Origin of the sequence: Siccirubricoccus phaeus (assembly GCF_008360935.1) — a bacterium.
GTDB lineage: Bacteria > Pseudomonadota > Alphaproteobacteria > Acetobacterales > Acetobacteraceae > Siccirubricoccus > Siccirubricoccus phaeus.
In genome coordinates this window covers 543,703-559,868 of the sequence record NZ_SRXO01000001.1, presented here as the reverse complement: position 1 = coordinate 559,868, position 16,166 = coordinate 543,703, and the positions used below count along the sequence as shown (strand labels likewise).

Sequence of the window (16,166 nt, the reverse complement as noted above, 5' to 3'; positions counted from 1 at the left end):
TTGGAAACCATGCGTTTGGCGTCTCGACCGTCGGCTGCAAAACTCAAGGGTTCCAAGGGCCTTTCGGCCCTTGGCGAGGGGAGTTTGAGGGGAGCAGAGCTCCCCTCAATGCGGCACGCCCGCCAGAAAGCGCCGCTCCTCCGCCGTGCTTTCCCGGCCCAGCACCGCATTCCGCCCCGGAAAGCGCCCGAAGCGGCGGATGATGTCCCGCCGCCGCCTTGTCTCCTCCGGAACAGGATGGGGCAGCAGCCCGCACAGGGCGACGCTCAGCTCCTGGTCCTCCAGCGCCTCGGAATGCCCAAGGGGCAGATAGGCGAAGGGCCGCCAGGCGCGCGGCAGCTCCAGGTCCTGGCCTTGGGCAAGGGCGGCGCGCGCGACGCGCCTGGCCGCCGCATCCGTGGCGAAGCAGCGCGGCCCGCCGGCGAAGACCAGGCGGGGGAATTGGTCGAGCAGCAGGATCAGGGCGAGGCTGCCCGCGGCGAGCGCCTGCCAGCCGGCCCGGGCGCCGGACGCCGCCGCCTCATGCACGATGAGGAAGCGGGCGGCGAGGCGGGTGGCCAGGTCCGGGCGGGGCGGGTGGTCCGGGGTGAGGCGTGCCGCCTTCCAGCATCGCAGCACGGCCCTGGCCTCTGGCGGCAAATTCGGGGCGCGGAGGGGGCAGGGGGCATGCGGCATGGAAGGGCCTCAGACATGAAACGGCCCGGGTTGCAATAAGCGCTTTGGCGCCTGGCGCTGTGACAAAGGTCACGCCGCGAGTGGAGAGCCTGGCGCAGGCGGCGCCAGGTTTAAGGAAAGTGAAAAGAAGGATCGGGCTTGGCCCGCTGGCGGCGGCCACTGCCCGGCAGAGCCCCGCCTTCTTGCCCTTGGGCCGCCGGCCGCCCCCCCCCCAACCCCGGCCCGGGTTGCACACCAGGGGGGTCCGATCAGTGATCCGGGCAGGGCGCCTTCCGATGCCGCCTGCACGGCCCGGGCGGTCGGCGAACCGGTCCGTTGGCATCAGGCCCTGGGTCGGGCTGCAAACTACCCGGCCGCCATTCAGCCCTGGCGCAGCCGCTCGCGGGCCTCGGCGATCACCCGCAGCACTTCGGGGGTGAGGTCATAGGCCGGCAGCTCCTCCGGCAGGGCCCAGGCAATGGCGGCAACGTCATCGCCCGGCCTGGCCTCCCCGCCACTGCGGCGGCCGCAGAAATCGATGATGGTGTAGTGGTAGCGCACCGCCCCGTCCGGGTCCCGGCTGATGCCGTCCACCACCGCCGCCAACTCCAACGGGCCGGCCTCGATGCCGGTTTCCTCGAACAGCTCGCGCCGGGCGCAGGCCTCGGCGCGTTCGCCGATGTGCTGGGCGCCGCCGGGCAGGGACCAGCTCCCCTCCCGCGGCGGCTTGCCGCGGCGGACCAGCAGCACGCGTTCCTCCCCCGGGGGGCCCTCCTCGAAGATGATGGCGCCGATGCCGACCCAGGGCCGGGTGGGGTAGTCCCGCCGCTCCGGCCCCCCGCTCATTGCGGCGGCGCCGCTGGGGTGGCGGGCGGCGTGACGGCAGGCGGCGTGGCGCCGGGGGCCGCAGGGGCGGGCGCGGGCGCGGTGGGGCCGCCGGCGGCCGGCGGGGCGGCAGCGGGTGCGGCCCCGGCAGCCGGCTCGGCCGGGCGGGGCAGCAGATCGGCCAGGCGCGGGACGAAGGCCTTCTCCTTCCAGCTTCCCACCTGATAGGCCCAGCCCTGCCAGCGGGCATTCAGCCCGGCGGCCGCCTCGCCGCCCTCGGCCACCAGCCGCACCCAGACATCCTCCCCCCGCTTCGCCGCGGTGACGGTGACGGCCAGCCCCTCGCTCAGCCCGAAGCGGCCTTCGCCCAGCGCCTCCCCGGGCATCTCCGCCGCCTTCATCACATCGAGGAAGGTGAGGTATTCGAAGGCCCGCGCCACCTCCTCCACCGCCACCTCGTCCGTGGCCTGGCCGGCCGGTTCCGCCAATCTGAGCTTGGCGTCCGGCGCATCCTCCCGCGCCAGGCGCAGCGGCGCCTCGCCCGGGCGGGTCACGGCCAGGCTGCGCACCCGCTCGGCGGGGAAATTGGCGATGTCGCGGTCGATCCAGAGCTGCGGATCGGCGTCCAGCGCCAGCCGCCCCTCGGCCAGCCAGGACTGGGTCTCGTTCGGCCGGCGGACATAGACGCTTTCCGGCAGATTGCCCTGGGTGCGGACGCGGCGGCGGCCGACCACCAGCTCCACCAGCGGCGCCCCGGCGCCGTCCAGCACGCGCAGCAGCAGGGCGGTGCTGCCGGGCTTCGCGGGATCGTCCAGCCCCAGCCGCTCAAGCTGCGCCGGGTCGCTGGTGCGCGGCTCCACCAGCCGCAGCTCGGTCAGCCCCATCAGCGCCTCGCGCACCTTCTCCGGCCGCGCCGGGTAGCCGGATTTCTCCGGCAGCACCCAGGCCTCCCCCTGGCGCTGCAGCACCAGCGTGGCGTCGGGCTTCCGCACCTCGATCCGCGCCGCGCCCTGCAGCCGGTCGGCCAGGCCGGGGAAGGCGAGGCCGCCATTCGGCAGGGTGGCGTGCTCCACCTTCTGCGGCGTCAGCAGCAGGGCGGCGGCGACGCTGGCGGCGGCCGCGCCGCCGAGCAGGAGGAGATGGCGTCGCTGCATGGTCTCAGCCCCTCGCCGCCGCGCGCCGGCGGGCCCGCAGCACCGCCAGCGCGATGGCCAAGATCGTCAGCAGCGCCGGCACCAGCGCCACGTTGATCAGCCGCAGCACTGTCTCCAGCCCCTCGATGTCGCGGCGCAGATCGAGCTGCACGGCGCGGAGCTGGCGGCGGGTGGCGACGATCTCGGCCCGCGCCGCGTCGATCTCCGCCCGCTGCTCCGGGGTGATGACGGCCTGGGCCTGGCTGCCCTGGCCGCCACCGCTCCCCTGGCGCAGCTCGCGCAGCCGCCGTTCCGTCTGCTCCAGCTTCTCGGTGAGCTGGCGCTCGGTCTGGCGGTACTGCGCATCCGCTTCGCGGCGAATGTTCTCCACCATCTCGAAGGGGCGCAGGCTCTCGCCGCGGCTGCGCAGCGAGATCAGCGCGTCCGAGCCGGAGAGGGCATCGGCGAGGTTGCCGATGAAGCTGCCATTGCCGCTGAAGGGGGTGGCGACGGACTGGCCGAAGAATTCCTGCACCCGGACCCAGAAGCGGTCCTCCAGCACGTCGCTGTCATTGATCAGGACGATGTTCGCCGGCCCCTCGCTGCGGGCGCGATGGGCGGGGAAATTCTCCGGCCGCGCCGCGCCCTCGGGCGGCGGGGGCGGGCCGTCCGGGAAGGCGGTCGCCAGCTCGCCGCGGATGCGGGCAGCCAGCACGTAGCGGTCGCCGGAGGGGCGGAAATCGCCCAGCAGCCGCACCGGGTTCGGGTCCTGCCGCACGCGCTGCGCATCCGCCAGCATGGATTGCGGCGAGGAGGTGAGGAGCGGGGTGAACTCGATCGCCGCGCCCTCCTTTTTCCGCACCTGGCCGGCCGAGGCGAGGGTGATCTGCTCGAGCTGCGCCAGCGAGACCTCGGCGCGGTTCAGGCTGTCGCCGGTCAGGTTGTACCAGGCGACGTAATCCACCGCCTGCACCCGGTCCTGCGGATTGGCCCGCACCCGCCAGGCGCCGCGGAGGTCCAACACCACCTGGTCGGACGGCGCTTCCAGCCCCCAGGCGTTCAGCAGGCGGGGGAGGGAGGAGGCGGTGTCGCTCGGCGGCTGGCCGGTGGGGCCGGGGCGGGTCGCCTGGCTCTCGCTGTGCGGGTCCAGCAGCAGGATCAGCTTGCCGCCGCGCAGCACGAATTGGTCGACGGCGTATTGCGCGGCATCCGAGAGGTGCTGCGGATGCGCCACCATCAGCACCTGCACGTCAGGCTCGATCGCCTGCGCATCCAGCGGCACGTCGCGGACGGTGAAGAATTGCCGGAGCTGCTGCATGACGACGGCGGGCTGGGCCAGCGCCGGGTTGCGCATCATCATCGCCCGCGGATCGCCGTTCAGCGGCAGCGGCGACATCACGCCGATGACCGGCCGCGTCGGGTTGGAGAGCTCATAGACCAGCCGCGTCAGATCGTATTCCAGGAAGCGCTCCCGGTCCGGCTGGAAGAAGGCGATGCTGCGCTCCTCATCCACCAGATTGCTGCCGGAGAGGCCGAAATACACCTGCTCCCCCGATTGATCGACCGGCACGCCCTGCAGGCCGAGCGCCATGGCACGATCCTCGGTCTCGCTGAAGGGCTCGGGGTCGTAGACCTCCAGCTTCAGGCGGCCGTTGGAGAGGGCGACGTACTCGTCCAGCATCGCCCGCACCCGGTCGGCATAGGCGCCATAGACCGGGATCTCCGCGCCCAGCCGGCGGGAGTAGAAGAGGCGCAGCGTGATCGGGTCGCGCAGCCCCGAGAGGATCTGCCGCGTGCCATCCGCCAGGGTGTAGAGGCGCTGCTGCGTCAGGTCGAGCCGGGCGCGCGGCAGCAGCCGCTCCGCCAGCATGTTGAGGCCGACCGCCAGCACCGCGGCGGCGAGCAGGCCGAGGGCGGAGGACCAGAGCCGCCGCGTCCCGGCGCGCGCGGGCTTATCCGGTGCGCCGGTGCGCGGCGGCTTCTGCGGGGTGCCGGAAGCGGAGGCCGGAAGGGTCGTGCTCATGCCCTCAATCCGCCTTCCGGTGGTCCAGCACCACCGCGTTCAGGAACAGGAAGAAGCCGATGAAGCTGGCGAAGAAGACCAGGTCGCGTGCCGCCACCAGCCCGCGGGTGAAGCCGCCGAAGCGTTCCGCGACGGAGATGCCGCGGGCGATGTCGGCCAGGACGGGCAGGCGGGTGGAGAGGAATTCCGTCACCACCGGGCTGCCCGCGGCGCCGAAGACGAAGCAGAGCGCGACGGCGAGGACGAAGGCGATGACCTGGTTCTTCGTCATGGCGGAAACCGCGGCGCCGACCGCCAGATAGGCGCCGGCCACCAGCAGGCAGCCGAGATAGCCGGAGAGGATCACGCCATTATCCGGCTGGCCCAGCAGGTTGACCGTGACCACCAGCGGGAAGGTCAGCAGCAGGGCGATGGCGCAGAAGGCCCAGGCGGCGAGGAATTTCCCCAGCACCGCCTGCCATTGCGGCAAGGGCAGGGTCAGCAGCAGCTCGATGGTGCCGAGCCGGCGCTCCTCCGCCCAGAGCCGCATGGTCAGCGCCGGGACGAGGAAGAGGAAGAGCCAGGGGACGAAGGCGAAGAAGGGCTGCAAATCCGCCTGGCCGCGCTCGAAGAAATTCCCCAGCGTGAAGGTCAGGGCGCCGGCCAGCACCAGGAAGATGACGATGAACACATAGGCGACGGGGGTGGCGAAGTAGCCGGCCAGCTCCCGCCGCGCGACGATGAGGGCCGGGGCCATCAGGAGGCGTCCTCGGTGACGGTCGCGGCTTCGCTGAGGGTCAGGCGGCGGAAGACGTCGTCCAGCGTGCTGCCTTCCTCCTCCAGCACCGCCGGCGGCGCATCCACCACCACCCGGCCGCGGGCGATGATGATGGCGCGGGTGCAGACGGCACCCACCTCCTCCAGGATATGGGTGGAGATGACGATCGCCTTCTCCGGCGCCATGCGGCGGATCAGCTCCCGCACCTCGTGCTTCTGGTTGGGGTCGAGGCCGTCCGTGGGCTCGTCCAGCACCAGCACCGGCGGGTCGTGCAGCAGCGCCTGGGCCAGGCCGACGCGGCGCTTGAAGCCCTTGGAGAGGGTCTCGATCGGCTGCAGGCGAACGCCTTCCAACTGGGTGAGCAGCATGGCATGCGCCACCCGGTCATCCAGCGCGCTGCCGGCGAAGCCGCGGATGCGGCCGGCGAATTCCAGGAAGCCGGTGACGGTCATTTCCGGATAGGTCGGCGCGCCTTCCGGCAGGAAGCCGAGATGGCGCTTGGCGGCCACCGGCTGGTCCACGATATCCGCGCCGCAGATGCGGGCAGTGCCGGAGCTGGGCGGCATGAAGCCGGCCAGCATGCGCATGGTGGTGGATTTGCCGGCGCCGTTGGGGCCGAGGAAGCCCAGCACCTCGCCCCGCGCCACGGTGAAGGAAATGTCGTCCACGGCCGTGAAGCCGCCGAAGCGCTTGGTCAGGCGCTCGATCTCGATCAGCTCGGACAAGACTGCCCCCCTGGCTGCCCTGAGCGTGATCGCTTGAGGTCGGTACGACCGAAAGCGTGAATCACGCGACCCAACAGACTGAGCGTGATCGCTTGAGGTCGGTACGACCGAAAGCGTGAATCACGCGACCCAACAGACTGAGCGTGATCACTCGAGGTCGGTACGACCGGAAGCGTGAATCACGCAACCCAGCAGAAACCAGAGCGGGGCCGGTGAGCGAAAGCGAGCCGGACCCGCTCTGATGCAGCCCGGGTTTACTCGCGTGCGAGGGCTTTGCAAGGCCCGCCGGCCGGGCGCCGGACGCGCGTTACAAACCCCGCCGCCCGTTCCGCTGCCGCCGCTTCGCTGCGGCAGCCTGTGCGCGGCCCCGGCGAAGGCAGCGACATCGGAGGCAGCGACATCGGGGCCCCGGGAAGCCGCGCAGCGGCTTCCCGGGGATCAGACGATGAAGCCCAGGGCGGCGACGCCCATCCAGCAGATGGCGCCGAGGACGAAGGTGGCGAAGGCGCAGCCGGCGACCGTCAGCGCCATGCCCCAGCCGGTGACGCGGCTGTCGTGCTCGACCAGGCCGAGCGCCATGACGATGTTGCCGAAGGCGGGCGGGCCATTGGTGCCGGGGCCGGGCAGGATGAGCATCAGCGCCGCATAGGCGGTCAGCCAGCCGAAGATGCGGTCCGAGAGCGGCGTGGTGAAGAAGCCCGGCCGCGGCTTCACATAGCGCTCGACCCGCGCCAGCCATTTGGAGGAAGAAGTGGTGAGGCGGAGCAGATCCTCCCGCCGCACGCTCTGGCGTGCGAGGATCCGCGGCAGCTTCGGCACCTGCCGCCCGAGCCCCATCTGGATGCCGAGCAGCAGCACCGGCGTGCCGAAGACCGAGGCCATGCCGGGCAGCAGCGAGGGCAGCAACAGCAGCAGGATCAACAGGCCGAAGGCGCGGTCGCCGAAGGCCTCCGCCATCTCACCGAGGCTGATGCGTTCCCCGGGAAAGCGTCCCACCACTTCCGCGACGATGCGGGAGATCGGGGCGCCGGCATGCTCCTCCGCCGAAGGGTGGGGGGACGTGGCCATGTCGCAGCCCTGCGGCCGCGCCATGGCGATGGGCGCCTCGATATTACCGTCCATTCCTGCTCCTAGCCCTTCGTCCCGATCCCTGGCGGCCGGTTGCCCCCGGCCCATGGTACGCGCGCCCCTGTTGCGGCCCGGCGTCCCGGCGATGCGGCCACCGGATGAGGGTATCCAGATGGCGCTGACCGGCGACGAACCAAGCCTGCCTGCGCGATCTTTCCGGTCGCGTCATGGCGCGGCCATCCTAAAGGGCGGCCGGGCCCGGCGCATCCGGAAAATTGCGTACCGATAGGGGATCAGCGACCGGTGAAGACCGGCTTGCGCTTTTCCATGAAGGCGCGGCGGCCTTCCTTGTAGTCCTCGCTGTCGAAGCAGGCGGCCATGGCTGCCTTGATCTTCTCCATGTCGCGGTCGGCGCGGTCCATGCAGACCGCCTTCACCGTCTGCTTGTTGGTCTTCAGCGAGAGCGGGGCGTTGTTGGCGAGCGTCGCGGTGAGCTTCGCCACCGTCGCCTCCAGCTCCCCGACCGGCACCACCTTGTTCACCAGGCCGATGCGCTCGGCTTCCTTCGCGTCGAAGCGCTCGCCGGTCATCAGGATCATATGCGCGTGGGCGGGGCCGACGAGGTCCACCAGGGCGCGGACCATGTCGAAGCCATAGGCGATGGAGAGCTTCGCCGCCGGGATGCCGAACTGGCTGTCATCGGAGGCGATGCGGATATCCGTGGACATCGCGATGCCGAGCCCGCCGCCCATGCAGAAGCCGCGGATCTGCGCGATGACCGGCTTTTCGTAAGTCGCGAGCTTCAGGCGGCCGGCGCTGGTCAGCCTGTCATATTCCTTCTGCGCGTCGGCGTTGTTGCGCACCTTCTCGAATTGGGAGATGTCGGCGCCGCTCACGAAAGCCTTGTCGCCGGCGCCGGTGAGGACCACGCAGCGGACATTCGGGTCCTCGGCGAAGAGGTCGAGGGCGGCGCCCATCCCCTCCCACATGTTCACCGACATGGCGTTGCGCTTTTCCGGCTGGTTGAAGACCACCTTGCCGACGCCGCCCTCGATGCTGGCGAGGATTTTTCCGTCTGCGAATTCGAAATTGCTCATGCCTCGCCTCTCCTCGTCACCGGCGCCGATGCCGCGCCAACAGCAAGGGAGGGCATCGCGCCGCGAGGCGCGCCCTGCGGCGCGACCCCTCCCTCGAACCTCCATTCGCCAGGGGATCCGCCAGCGGCCGCAGGGCCCCGGACCCCCTGAATCGCCAGGCTGACCCGAGGGTCAGCCGCCGCCCAGGGCGCCCTTGTCCTTGAGGTCCTGGATCTCGGCGGCGGTCAGGCCGGCCTCGCGCAGGATCTCCTCATTGTGCTCGCCGAGGTTGGGGATGTCCCGGTAGAAGCCGGTCTCCACGCCCTCGATGTTCACCGGCTGCGCCACGACATGGACGTCGCCGCGGGTGCGGTGCTTCATCGGCATCGCCATCTCCAGGTGCTGCACCTGCGGGTCCTCGAACACCTCGCGGATGTTGTTCACCGGGCCGCAGGGGATGCCGGCCTCCTCCAGCTTCTCGATCCAGTAGTCGGAGGAATGCTGCTGCGTCACCTCGGCGATGACGGCGTTGATCCGCTGCCGGTCCTTGCTGCGGCCGGCATTGGTCTTCCATTCCGCCACCTCCAGCCATTCCTCATGCCCGGCGGCCTTGCAGAAACTGGTCCAGAGCTTGGGGGAGGAGGCGGCGATGTTGATCGGCTTGTCGGTGGTGGGGAAGACGCCCATCGGGATGTTCACAGGGTGGTCATTGCCCGCCTGCCCGGCCACCTCGCCATCCATCAGGAAGCGGCTGGCCTGGAAATCCAGCATGAAGACCTGGGCTTCGAGCAGCGAGGTATGGACATAGCCGCCCTTGCCCGTGCGCTCTCGGTCATAGAGCTTCATCATGATGCCCATCGCCAGGAGATTGCCGGCGGTGAGGTCGTTGATCGGGATGCCGACCCGCATCGGCCCGCGGCCGGGCTCGCCGGTGATGGTCATGAGGCCGCCCATGCCCTGGGCGATCTGGTCCACGCCGCCGCGGGTGGAATAGGGGCCGGTCTGGCCGAAGCCGGAGATGGAGGCGTAGATCAGCCGGGGATTCAGCGCCTTCAGGTCGTCATAGGCGATCTTCAGCCGGTGCTTCACCTGCATCCGCATGTTCTCGACCAGGATGTCGGCCGTCGCGGCGAGGCGGAGAAAGGCGGCGTGGCCGGCCGGGTTCTTGAGGTCGAGGGAGAGGCCGCGCTTGTTGCGGTGGAGGTTCACCTGATCGAAGCCGTCGCGCGCGCCGCCAAGGCCATCGCCCGCCGCCGGCGGCTCCACCCGGATGATGTCGGCGCCCCAATCGGCCAGATGACGGACGCAGGTGGGGCCGGCGCGGGCCAAAGTGAGATCCAGCACGCGCAGCCCGGCGAGCGGGAGCCGGGTTTCCGTCATCAGCTTCGGGTCGATCGGGCTTTCAGGCATCGGACGTCCTCCTCGGGCGAGGGGGAGCTTAGAGCGGGCCGGCGGGGCTGTCGCCTCCCCCTCGGCACGGCGCTGGCCGGAGCGGATCGCGCCCTACGAGTGCCCGGCGGACCATGTGCCGGTCGGTCAGGGCAAGGCCGCCATCTTCAGCCCGCGCTTTCCAGCTCCCGCACCATCACCGGCATCCGCCCCGCCCCCCAGGCGGCCACCCCCAGCGCCAGCAGCATGGCGACGATCGTCGGCGCCCGCAGCCCGAACACCTCCCCCGCCGCGCCCAGCGCCAGCGCCCCGCTGGCCGGGCAGGCCCTTGTGATCATCCCCCAGAGACTCAGCACCCGCCCGCGCATGGCGTGGTCCGCCGCGCTCTGCATCAGCGTCTGGGTGGAGATGCCATGCACCGAGGCCGCCGCCCCCAGCACCGCGGCGCAGAGCAGGGCGAAGGGGAAGAAGCCGGTCGCGACGAAGCCGATGGTCGCCACCGCCTGCACCGCCACCGCGCCCACGGAAAGCGCCGTCGCCCCGCCCAGCCGCCCGCGATTGGCCACCCACAGCCCGGCGAACAGGGCGCCGACGCCGATCGCCGCCGTCAGCATCGCCAGCCCGTCCGGCCCGCGATGGAACAGCCTTTCCACATAGGGCGGCAGGATCTCCTGCACCCCGCGCATCAGCACGCTGGCCGTGGCGGCAAAGATCAGCAGCGGGCGGATGCCGGGGTGGCGAGCCACATAGCGGAAGCCGGCCAGCACCTCGTTCAGCATGCTGCCCTCCGGCGCATGGCCGCGGCGCTCGGCGGGGTCCACCCGCAGCCCCAGCATGGTCACGCTGGCGAAGACATAGGCGCAGGCATTCAGCGCCACCGCCGGCGCCACCCCGCCCCAGGCGATCAGCGGCCCGGCAATGGCCGGCCCGACCAGCCGCGCCACGCTGAAGCACAGGGAATTGCAGGCGACCGCCGCCGGCAGCTCGGCCCGCGGCACCAGCGCCGGCATCAGGCTCTGCCGCGCCGGCTGGGCGAAGGAGGCGGCGGTGCCGGAGGTCATCTCCAGCAGCAGCAACAGGCCGATGGTGAGCGAGCCGGTGGCGAGGGTGGCGGCCACCGTCGCCGCCTCCACCGCGATGACGGCCTGGGACAGCATGGTCAGCTTCACCCGGTCCACCCGGTCGGCGATCGCCCCGGCGATGGGGCTGAACACCACCGCCGGCGCCAGGTCGCAGAAGGCGACCAGGCCGACCCAGAAGGCGCTCCGCGTCAGCTCCCAGGCCAGCCAGGCAACGGCGATGCGATGCACCCAGAGCCCGGTCCAGGACACCACCGAGGCGGTGAAGAACAGCCTTGCGTCACGCTGCGCCAGCGCCCGGCCCAGCGGGCCGAGGCTGGCGCCGAATCCGCCGGGCTTCACCGCTGCGGGGCGCTGCGGGCGTTCTGCGCGATGCAGTCATTGGCGATGCGGTCCCGCTCGAAGATCCGGCCCAGCCGGTCGGTCTCGGCGCGCTGGGAGAAGATGGAGGACTGGCTGCCGACCCGGCTGTCCCGCTCATCCTCCCGCATCAACTGGCCGCGGTCGCGGGTGGCGACGATACGGTCCGCCTCCTGCCGGCAGGCGGTGGCGATGGCGGTCTGCTCGGCCTGGCTGCCCTGCGGGGTGCGCGGGGTGGCGACGGGCGACACGGCCGGATCGGGGCCGCTGGCGCAGCCGGCGAGCAGCCCGGTGGCCAGCAGGCAGGGGAGCAGGAAACGGTCGCGGATCATCGGGGGAACTTTCAGGCTGGTGCATGTCCAAGCCGGGCGGAATCGCCTGACGACTCGGAAGATGCGAGAGAATAATAGCCCAGTGTCCTGATTCCGCAGGCCCGCGGCCTGGGCAGGACACTAGAGCGGCCTCGCCCCGGCACGGCCGGCGTGAGGCCGCTCCAGGCGGCGCCGCGCGCCGCGCTCCGGCAGCGCACGGGACAATAGCCCCCGCAGCCTGGATTCGTCGAACCGGGCCGCGGCGTCCAGCGGCAGGGCGGCGGCGGCGGCCAGCAGGGACGGGTGCAGCTCGATTCCCTCGGCCGTCACCTCGAACAGGGCGGCGAGGCTCGGCGCCCGGGTCAGCAGCTCCACCAAGGCCAGCAGGCGGAGGCAGAGGGCGAGGCCGCCGATGGTCTCGAGGCCGGCGGCCCGGTCGATCGCCTCCGCCCAGCAGCCGGCATCGCGGTCGGTGATGGCGAATTCCGTGGTCTCGCCGCCAGGGCGGGGAAAGAGCAGCACGCGGCGCGGGCCCCATTGGCGCAGGGCGGCGGCGCGGCGGGCAAGGTGCCAGGCCTCCAGCAGCTCCTCCGGCCGGACGGGGGGCAGGGCTTCGGGCGGCAGGGGGATGTCATAGGTCAGCGCGCCGTCGGGCGCCTCGGCCAGGTGGATCTGCGGGGCCATCGCCCCAATGTGGCGCCGCCCACCGGCCCCGGCTACTGGCAAGGCGGGATTGTTTTCCAGGCGCGACGCCGGGCCTGCCCCTTCCCCCGCTCGGCGGGGGAGGGTCAGGGTGGGGGTGTGGCGGGGCGCCGCCGCGGATTGGGGTGACGGGGCCGGTGAGGAGCGCCGCCGCGGGTGAGGCGGCAATGCGGTGGGGGATGTCGCCAAGGCGGGGGTAAGCGCCGTACTGCCTCGGGGCCGGAGCATCCCACCCGTTGGCGGCAGTGCCGCCGATCCGCCAGCGGGGGAGGGGTAGCCGCCTGGAGCACTTTCAAGTCCGGCGGAATCGCCGGACGGAAAATGCGACCAAACAAAGGGCTGGAGGCGAGTTCGCCGAGCGCAGGCGAGGTGAACCGATCCAGTGTCCCTATCCGAAGTCCTGCGGACCTCGTTCTCGGGCCAGTGGCTTGTGTTTTCAGTGGCCTGCTTGTCCGCTGCCTTCGCCGGAAATCCAGCGAGTTTCGCGGACAGGACACTAGCCGATCGATTCCTTCACCTGGCAGTCGATCGGCTCCGGCGCCGCCTCGGCCTCCTGCAGCATCCGCCAGCTCCCGCCGATCAGCACTTCGCTCGGGCGGAAGCGGCTCTTGTAGGACATCTTGCGGCTCTCCGGGACCCAGTAGCCCAGATAGACGAAGGGCAGGCCAAGCTGCTGCGCCCGCTTCACCAGCCAGAGAATCGCCCAGGTGCCGAGCGAGCGCCGCTCCGCCTCTGGCGCGTAGAAGGAATAGACGGCGGAAAGCCCGTCGCTCAGCCAATCCGTCAGGCAAGCGCCGAGCAGCGCGTCATGGCCGTCGCGGAACTCGATCATGCCGGTGGTGATCGGCGTGTCCTCGACCATGGCGCGGTAGTCGTAGAAGCCCATGGCCGCCATGTCGCCCTCGCCATGGCGGGCCCGCTGGTAGCGCTGGAAGAGCGCGAATTGCTCGGCGGTGGCGCGGGCCGGCATCTCGAAGCCGGCGACATCGGCGTTGATCTTCGCCAGCTTCCGCTGCGCCCGGTTGGGCTCGAATTCCGGGGCCAGGATGCGGATGGGGATGCAGGCATTGCAGCCGGGGCAGACCGGCGAATAGGCGATGTTGTGGCTGCGGCGGAAGCCGGCGCGGGAGAGCCGGTCATGCAGCATCTCCGCCTCCGGCCCGGTCAGCTCGGTGACGACTTTCCGTTCCGTGCGTCCGGCCAGGTAGGGGCAGGGCAACGGCGCGGTGGTGTAGAAGAATTGCGGCCGGCGGGGTGGGCGTTGCAGCATTTCCCGGACAGTCTCGGGGCGGCGGGTCAGGAAATCAACCATTCGCTTGCGTGTTGCGCCGTTGAGACGCTGCGCCCGGCCGGCGAGGCCCGGCCTCACGCTTGCCCTCCGGCGCTCGGCGGGGGGGCCTGCGCCGGCCGGCCCGGACTCCGGTGTCCCGATTCCGAAGTCCTGCGGACTTCGTTCTCGGGCCACTAGCCTTGGTTTTCAGTGGCCTGCTTGTCCGCTGCGTTCGCTGGAAATCCAGCGAACTTCGCGGGCAGGACACTAGGGCCGCAGGCTCAGCCGCCCGCCCTCCGCCACCGCCGCCGGGCCCAGGCTCAGCGTCTCCCCCGCCTGCCACAGCGGCAGCAGGTCCGCCCAATGCGGCGAAAGCGGATGGCCCGACTGCCCGGTGGCGATGATCGCCTGCACCCCGGCGGAGGAGGCGAGGTCCGCCACCAGCCGCAGCCCCGCCCCATGGACATGGGCGAAGCTCGCCGGCCCCATCCCGCCGCGGGAGAGGGTGGCCTCGTCGCCGCCGGTCGGCACCTCCAGCCGCGCCCGGTCGCGCAGCCAGGGGATGGCGCGCAGCAGCGGGTGCTCGAAGCGCGCCTGGTGCAGCGCGCCCCAGCGCCAGGCGCCGGGGTTGGGCCCGAGCTGGGCCGCCAGCCCCGCCACCGCCTCGGTCAGCGCCCGCCCGGCCAGCACGGTGCAATCCCCGAGGCACCAGGCCGCCCCCTCTTCCCCCGGGCCGAGCAGGCGGCGGAGGAAGCCGCTCCGCGCCTCCGCCAGCCCGGGCGGCACCCCGCCCGCCGCCAGCGCCAGCCGGCCGAGCTGGCGGGTGAAGGCGTTGAAGATCAGCGGCTCCGGCCGGTCGGCGCCGATGTCGCCATCCCAGGCGAGCAGCAGGTCCAGCGCCCGCCCGGCCAGCCCCTCCGGCCGCGGCAGGCGGTGCAGCTTCCCGTCTTCCGCCAGCACCGCCCGGGCGAAGAGCGAGACGGTGTCCAGCTGCATGGCGGCAAAGCCTGCCGCATCCTGCTTCGGCACCGCCGCCAGCAACTCCCCGATGCGGCGGAAGCGCCAATCCGCCGGCCAGTGCTGGCCGAGGAAGACCGGGTGGTCCGGCGGCGCCACGCGGTTATTGGCATTGGCCACCACCCCGCTTTCCGGCGCCGGCACATGCGGCAGCTCGGCGAAGGGCACCCAGCCCAGCCAGTCATGGCTGCCATCCCAGCCCGGGGCAGGCAGGGTGCCGTCCCCCGCCCGGCGCAGCGGGGTGCGGCCGGTGAGGAACATCCCGACCCTCCCGCCCGCCGCGCCGCCGGCCCGGGGCGCCTCGGCGACGGTCAGGTTCTGCGGGGGGCTGGTGATGAGCGAAGCCGCCGCCTGCGCCTCCTCCAGCGTCCGCGCCCGGTTCAGCGCCAGCAGGCCGGCGGCGGCGGTGTCGCCCGGGGCGAGGTTGGCCATGGCGACCGCCAGCACCGTGTCGCGCGGCGGCTCGGCATCGAGGTCGGAGATGACCGGGCCGTGCCGCGTCTCCCGCACCCGCAGCCGCACCGGGGCGGCGCCGCGCAGCCGGATCGTCTCCATCCGCTCGGCGAAGGGCAGCGGGCCGCCGGGGGCCTCGTAGCGGTCCTCCCCGGCCAGCCGCTCGACGAAGACGTCCTGGGTGTCCGAGGTGGTGGTGGTGAAGCCCCAGGCCAGGCTCTCATTGCGGCCGATGACCATGAAGGGCACCCCGGGCGCGGTGGCGCCCGCCAGGAACCGTCCCCCCGGCAGCTCCACCCGCGCCAGGTACCAGAGGATGGGCGCCTGGAAGCCGAGATGCGGGTCATTGGCCAGCAGCGGCGCGCCGGAGGCGCTGTGCGCCCCGGTCACCGCCCAGGCATTGCTGGCCGAGCCGGGCAGGGTGAAGGGCTCCGGGAAGCGGGGCAGGGCGGCGGCGAGGCGGGCGAGATGGCCGCCATCCAGGGCGGCGGCGCGGTCCGGCACGACGCGGTCCGGCCGGCCGGGGCTGGTATCCTCCGGCCAGAGCTCGGCCAGCCGGGCGGCGGGCAGGATGGTGGCCAGCCGGGCGCGGTCCAGCTCCTCCCGGTAATTGCCGGAGAGCCAGAGGCCCATGACCTTGCCCCAGAGCAGGGAATGCTCCGGCACCCAGGGCTCCGGTGCGCCGAGCAGCAGGAATTCCGGCGCGGCGAAGCGGCCGCGGGCGGCGATCCAGGCATTCACCCCGGCGGCATAGGCTTCGAGCACCGCCCGCGTCTCGGCCGGCAGGGTGGCGAGATCCTCCCGGGCGCGGCGGGCGAGGCCCAGGGTGCGGACCAGCCGGTCGCTGCGCAGCACGGCGCTGCCGGCGATCTCCGCCAGCCGGCCGGCGGCGCCGCGGCGCATCAGCTCCATCTGGAACATCCGGTCCCGGGCATGCAGCAGGCCGAGCGCCATGGCGGCGTCCAGCTCGTTCGCCGCGCGCAGGCGGGGGATGCCATGGCTGTCCAGCAGCACCTCCACCGGGGCGGAGAGGCCGGGGAGGGAGAGGCTCTCCTGCCGCGCCGGCAGGCTCCACCACAGCGCGCCGGCCCCGGCCGCCAGCGCCAGCAAGGGCAGCAGCAGCACCAGGGCCAGGCCACGCCATGCCCAGCGCCAGGCGGAGGGCGGCCGGCGGTAATGCCGCGATCGCCGCCGGCGCGAGGCGGAACCGGGGCTCGACAGGCGGGAGTCCATGCGGCGCACCATGCGCGAAGCGCCGGGCGCTCGTCCACCGCGCCCGGGGCGCGTCGCGCGGGCGGGCATCCGGCCCTGTGGCGGTCCCGGC

The 16,166-nt window shown here is 72.1% G+C and carries 14 protein-coding genes; all 14 read right to left on the bottom strand.

Annotation, left to right across the window (positions count from 1 at the left end):
* Positions 1–105 precede the first annotated feature (105 nt).
* Positions 106–618, bottom strand: a complete 513-nt coding sequence (locus tag E5N76_RS02370; RefSeq protein ID WP_187829930.1) for a DUF924 family protein — start codon at positions 616–618, stop codon at positions 106–108.
* 417 nt (positions 619–1,035) lie between these two features.
* Positions 1,036–1,500, bottom strand: coding sequence for an NUDIX hydrolase (locus E5N76_RS02365; RefSeq protein WP_149535685.1), 465 nt, complete (start codon positions 1,498–1,500; stop codon positions 1,036–1,038).
* Positions 1,497–2,633 carry a DUF4340 domain-containing protein gene (locus tag E5N76_RS02360; protein WP_149535684.1) on the bottom strand — a complete coding sequence of 379 codons (1,137 nt, stop codon included), beginning with the start codon at positions 2,631–2,633 and terminating at the stop codon, positions 1,497–1,499. Before E5N76_RS02360 ends, E5N76_RS02365 begins: the two co-directional genes overlap by 4 nt.
* A 4-nt stretch (positions 2,634–2,637) precedes the next feature.
* Positions 2,638–4,635 carry a GldG family protein gene (locus tag E5N76_RS02355; protein ID WP_149535683.1) on the bottom strand — a complete coding sequence of 666 codons (1,998 nt, stop codon included), beginning with the start codon at positions 4,633–4,635 and terminating at the stop codon, positions 2,638–2,640.
* A 4-nt stretch (positions 4,636–4,639) separates the two neighbouring features.
* Entirely contained in the window at positions 4,640–5,371 is a 732-nt protein-coding gene (locus tag E5N76_RS02350) for an ABC transporter permease (protein ID WP_149535682.1), read from the bottom strand.
* Complete coding sequence (locus E5N76_RS02345) at positions 5,371–6,117, bottom strand: ABC transporter ATP-binding protein (protein WP_149535681.1); 747 nt, start codon at positions 6,115–6,117, stop codon at positions 5,371–5,373. The genes E5N76_RS02350 and E5N76_RS02345 overlap by 1 nt, the downstream gene beginning before the upstream one ends.
* Before the next feature lie 438 nt (positions 6,118–6,555).
* Positions 6,556–7,239 carry an exopolysaccharide biosynthesis protein gene (locus E5N76_RS02340; protein WP_235907540.1) on the bottom strand — a complete coding sequence of 228 codons (684 nt, stop codon included), beginning with the start codon at positions 7,237–7,239 and terminating at the stop codon, positions 6,556–6,558.
* A gap of 239 nt (positions 7,240–7,478) precedes the next feature.
* On the bottom strand, positions 7,479–8,282 hold the full coding sequence (locus E5N76_RS02335; protein WP_149535680.1) for an enoyl-CoA hydratase: 804 nt from the start codon (positions 8,280–8,282) through the stop codon (positions 7,479–7,481).
* Positions 8,283–8,453: 171 nt separating this feature from the next.
* Complete coding sequence (locus E5N76_RS02330; RefSeq protein ID WP_235907539.1) at positions 8,454–9,671, bottom strand: CaiB/BaiF CoA transferase family protein; 1,218 nt, start codon at positions 9,669–9,671, stop codon at positions 8,454–8,456.
* A gap of 146 nt (positions 9,672–9,817) precedes the next feature.
* Positions 9,818–11,071 carry an MFS transporter gene (locus E5N76_RS02325; RefSeq protein WP_149535679.1) on the bottom strand — a complete coding sequence of 418 codons (1,254 nt, stop codon included), beginning with the start codon at positions 11,069–11,071 and terminating at the stop codon, positions 9,818–9,820.
* Positions 11,068–11,421, bottom strand: a complete 354-nt coding sequence (locus E5N76_RS02320; protein WP_149535678.1) for a hypothetical protein — start codon at positions 11,419–11,421, stop codon at positions 11,068–11,070. Before E5N76_RS02320 ends, E5N76_RS02325 begins: the two co-directional genes overlap by 4 nt.
* A 120-nt stretch (positions 11,422–11,541) precedes the next feature.
* Positions 11,542–12,084 (bottom strand): hypothetical protein, encoded by a 543-nt coding sequence (locus E5N76_RS02315; protein WP_187829929.1) that lies wholly within the window; start codon positions 12,082–12,084, stop codon positions 11,542–11,544.
* A 514-nt stretch (positions 12,085–12,598) separates the two neighbouring features.
* Positions 12,599–13,372 carry an arginyltransferase gene (locus tag E5N76_RS02310; protein ID WP_149535735.1) on the bottom strand — a complete coding sequence of 258 codons (774 nt, stop codon included), beginning with the start codon at positions 13,370–13,372 and terminating at the stop codon, positions 12,599–12,601.
* A gap of 267 nt (positions 13,373–13,639) precedes the next feature.
* A complete protein-coding gene (locus E5N76_RS02305; protein ID WP_149535677.1) occupies positions 13,640–16,075 on the bottom strand; it encodes a penicillin acylase family protein in 2,436 nt (811 codons plus the stop codon).
* Between the last annotated feature and the right edge of the window lie 91 nt (positions 16,076–16,166).